Genomic DNA, 4,066 nt, shown 5'->3' with positions numbered 1-4,066 from the left:
GCTGCCCGCGCCGGCCAGCGCCGCACCGCTGACGCCGACCTGAGCGCAGCGGGGCTGACCGTTGCGCTGCCGGCGGTGCATGATCGATGAGCGGGCGCCCGGGGCAGGGCGTCCGGTCGCATCGCCCGTCCCGGCCGCCGCGCCTGCGCGGCCGGCCCCCGTGCAGCCCGAGGACCGGAACCATGGCCGAATCCCTGATCGAGTACGAGGACGCCTGCGAGGAGGTGCGTGCCGTCTACGACGACATCATGCGCACGCGCAAGGTCGAGCACGTCAACAACTTCTGGAAGGCGATCGCGCACCATCCGCCGACGCTGGCGCGCACCTGGGAGGCCATGAAGGCGGTGATGGCCGATGACGGCGGGCTCGATCCGCTGATGAAGGAACTGATCTACATCGCGGTCAGCGTCGCCAACGGCTGCGACTACTGCATCGCCTCGCACACGGCGGCGGCACGGCGCAAGGGCATGACCGAGGCCATGCACGGCGAGCTGCTGGCGGTGATCGGCATGGCGAGCGCCACCAACGCGCTCGCCACCGCGCACCGCGTGCCGATCGACTGAACCGGTCTCCGGGATCGTGCCCGCATGACGCATCCGCTCGCCGAGGCCGGTCGCAGCGTCTCCGCCAGCCGCTCGCTGGACGCGCTGAAGGGCGTCGGCCCCAAGCTCGCCGGGCGGCTGGCGAAGCTCGGCCTGCGCACGGTCGAGGATCTGCTGTTTCACCTGCCGCTGCGCTGGCAGGACCGCACGCAGGTCGTGCCGATCAGCGAACTCACGATCGGCGAGCCGGCCGTGATCGAGGCCGAGGTGCTCGGCATGGAGACGGTCGGGCGCACGCGCCAGTCCTTCCTGGTGCGCGTCGGCGATGGCAGCGGCACGCTGGTGCTGCGCTTCTTCCACTTCGGTGCCTCGCTGCAGGCGGCGATGGCGCGCGGCGCGCGGCTGCGGCTGTTCGGCGAGGTGCGCAGCGGCCCGACCGGCCCGGAAATCATCCATCCCGAGCACCGCCCGGCCGATGCGCCGGCCGACGACGAGGCGACGCTGACGCCGGTCTACCCGAGCACCGAGGGCCTGCATCAGCTCGCGCTGCGCAAGATCACCGCCGAGGCGCTGCGCCTGCTCGATGCCGTGCCCGACCTGCTGCCGGCGGCGATCGCGCGCGAGCATGGCTTTCCGGATTTGCACGCGGCGCTGCGCCTGCTGCACCGGCCGCCGCCGGGCGTCGAGCTCGAAGCGCTCGCCCTCGGCACGCACCCGGCGCAGCAGCGTCTGGCCTTCGAGGAACTGATCGCCCACCAGCTCGCGCTGCGCGAGCTGCGCCAGCGCCTGCAGCGGCTGCAGGCGCCGAAGCTCGCGGCCGGGGCGCTGCGCGCGCGCTGGCTCGCGGCGCTGCCGTTTGCGCTGACTGGCGCGCAGCAGCGCGCGCTCGCCGATATCGACGCCGATCTGCAGGGCAGCCGGCCGATGCTGCGCCTGGTGCAGGGCGATGTCGGCTGCGGCAAGACCGTGGTCGCGGCCGCGGCGGCGCTCTCGGCGGTCGAGGCCGGCATGCAGGCGGCGGTGATGGCGCCGACCGAGCTGCTCGCCGAGCAGCACCTGCGCAACTTCACGCAGTGGCTGGAGCCGCTCGGCGTGCGCGTCGAATGGCTGGTCGGGCGCCTCAAGGGCCGCGGGCGCGAGGCCGCACTCGCGGCGATCGCCGATGGCTCGGCCCAGGTCGTCGTCGGCACGCACGCGCTGTTCCAGGAGGGCGTGAACTTCGCGCGCCTGGCGCTGGTGATCATCGACGAGCAGCACCGCTTCGGCGTGCACCAGCGCCTGCAGCTGCGCGACAAGGGGCGTGAGGCGGGCCGCGACGGCAGCCGCTGCCCGCACCAGATGGTCATGACCGCGACGCCGATCCCGCGCACGCTGGCGATGAGCGCCTATGCCGACCTCGACACCACGGTCATCGACGAGCTGCCGCCCGGGCGCACGCCGGTGACGACGGTCGCGGTGCCGGAAGCGCGCCGCGCCGAGGTGCTCGAACGCGTGCGCGCCGCCTGCCGCGGCGGCCGGCAGGCCTACTGGGTGTGCACGCTGGTCGAGGAGTCGGAAACCCTGGACGCGCAGGCGGCGACCGACATCGCCGCCGCCCTGATGCAGCAGCTGCCGGAACTGCGGATCGGCCTCGTGCACGGGCGGCTCAGGGGCGTCGACAAGGAAGCCGTGATGGCGCGCTTCAAGGCCGGCGAGCTCGACCTGCTGGTCGCGACCACGGTCATCGAGGTCGGCGTCGACGTGCCGAACGCCAGCCTGATGATCATCGAGAACGCCGAGCGTCTGGGGCTTGCGCAGCTGCACCAGCTGCGCGGCCGGGTCGGGCGGGGGGCTGCGGCATCGAGCTGCGTGCTGATGTACCATCCGCCGCTGTCCGAGCAGGGCCGGGCGCGGCTCGGCGTGCTGCGCGAAACCAGTGACGGCTTCGTGATCGCGCGGCGCGACCTCGAACTGCGCGGCCCCGGCGAGGTGCTCGGCACCCGCCAGACCGGCACGCTGGCGCTGCGCATCGCCGACCTGCTGCGCGACGAGCCCCTGCTGCCGGCCGTGCAGCGCGCCGCCGACCGCCTGCTCGTCGAACACCCGAACGCCGCCGCCGCGCTGGCCCGTCGCTGGACCGGCGAGCGCGAGCGCTACGGCGAGGTCTGAACCGCACCCATCCTGCGCGCCCCTGTCACAACCGGCGGCTGCGCTGCGATCCGCCGTGCAGCCGAACCCACGATCCGCAGAGACCGCATCACCATGCCACTCGTTGCCCATTCCGGCCTGCCCAGCTTCGGGCGGCTCGCCGAGGAAGGCGAGGAAATCCTCGCGCAGGCGCGCGCCGCGCAGCAGGACATCCGCGAACTGCACATCGGCCTGCTGAACATGATGCCGGACGCCGCGCTCGCCGCGACCGAGCGCCAGTTCATGCGCCTGATCGGTTCGAGCAACCGCATCGCGCAGTTCTACGTGCATCCGTTCACGGTCGGCGGCATCGGGCGCGGCGCCGAGGCCGAGGCCTACATCGGGCGCTGGTACGAGTCCTTCGACACCATCCGGGCGCAGGGCCTGGATGCGCTGATCATCACCGGCGCCAACATCTCCAACCCCGACTTCACGCAGGAACCGTTCTGGGGGCCGCTCTCCGAGGTGGTCGAATGGGCGCACGAGCAGGTCACGACCACGCTGTTCGCGTGTCTGGCCGCGCACGCGACCATGCTGATGAAGTACGGCGTGCACCGCCGCCGGCTGCCGGACAAGGCCTGGGGCGTGTTTCCGCACCGCGTCGTCGATCGCCGGCACCCGCTGGTGCGCAACATCAACACGCGCTTCGACGTGCCGCACTCGCGCTGGAACGAGATCACCCGCGAGCAGCTCGATGACGCCGGGCTGGTCACGCTGGTCGAGAGCGCCGAGGTCGGCCCGCATCTGGTGGTCAGCCCCGACGGCTTCCGGCAGGTGTTCTTCCAGGGGCATCCGGAGTACGACATCGACAGCCTGCTGAAGGAATACAAGCGCGAGGTGCTGCGCTACCTGCACGGCGAACGCGCCGACTATCCGCCGCTGGTGCAGCATTACTTCCCCGAGGCCGCGCAGACGCTGCTCTACGAGTACAAGAACCACGTCTTCCAGCAGCAGGACCACGGCCGCCAGCCCGACGGCAGCGACTTCCCGGAAGCCGCGGTGCTGCGCCTGCTCGACAACACCTGGGCCGACACCGCCAAGGCGATCTTCAACAACTGGCTCGGCCTGATGTACCAGATCACCGGCCACGAGCGGGCCGTGCCGTTCATGCCCGGCGTCGATCCGGACGATCCGCTGAACGGACTCTGAGGGATGCTGCGGGAGACGGGCGGCGTGAGGGCAGGGGAGACGACGGACGGGCGGCGGGCGGGCGGTGCGGCCCCGGCGCCGGTGCGGCCGTCGCGGCCGCTGACGCAAGTGCCGGTCCCCGGCGGTCCTGCCGCTTCCGGGCCTCGCGCCGTGGCGCAGGCGCCCGCCAGCTTCCGGGACTTCACGCTGCAGTCGCGCTGGCAGCCGGC

At 72.4% G+C, this 4,066-nt stretch carries 3 protein-coding genes; all 3 read left to right on the top strand.

Annotation, left to right across the window (positions count from 1 at the left end; all coding sequences use genetic code 11):
• Positions 1-182 precede the first annotated feature (182 nt).
• The 3 genes from PKE44_RS16010 (at position 183) to PKE44_RS16000 (ending at position 3,857) form a co-directional block, all read left to right on the top strand.
• Entirely contained in the window at positions 183-563 is a 381-nt protein-coding gene (locus PKE44_RS16010) for a carboxymuconolactone decarboxylase family protein (RefSeq protein WP_324553123.1), read from the top strand.
• 24 nt (positions 564-587) lie between these two features.
• The gene (gene recG / locus PKE44_RS16005; protein WP_324553120.1) at positions 588-2,690 is read left to right on the top strand and encodes an ATP-dependent DNA helicase RecG; all 2,103 of its coding nucleotides are present in this window, start codon (positions 588-590) and stop codon (positions 2,688-2,690) included.
• 93 nt (positions 2,691-2,783) lie between these two features.
• On the top strand, positions 2,784-3,857 hold the full coding sequence (locus PKE44_RS16000) for a homoserine O-succinyltransferase (RefSeq protein WP_324553117.1): 1,074 nt from the start codon (positions 2,784-2,786) through the stop codon (positions 3,855-3,857).
• The last annotated feature ends 209 nt before the right edge of the window (positions 3,858-4,066 follow it).

The sequence above is a fragment of the Plasticicumulans sp. genome (assembly GCF_035331805.1).
Lineage (GTDB): Bacteria > Pseudomonadota > Gammaproteobacteria > Competibacterales > Competibacteraceae > Plasticicumulans.
Note: the sequence above shows the minus strand (reverse complement) of the source record. Positions and strands in the feature narration are given on the sequence as shown.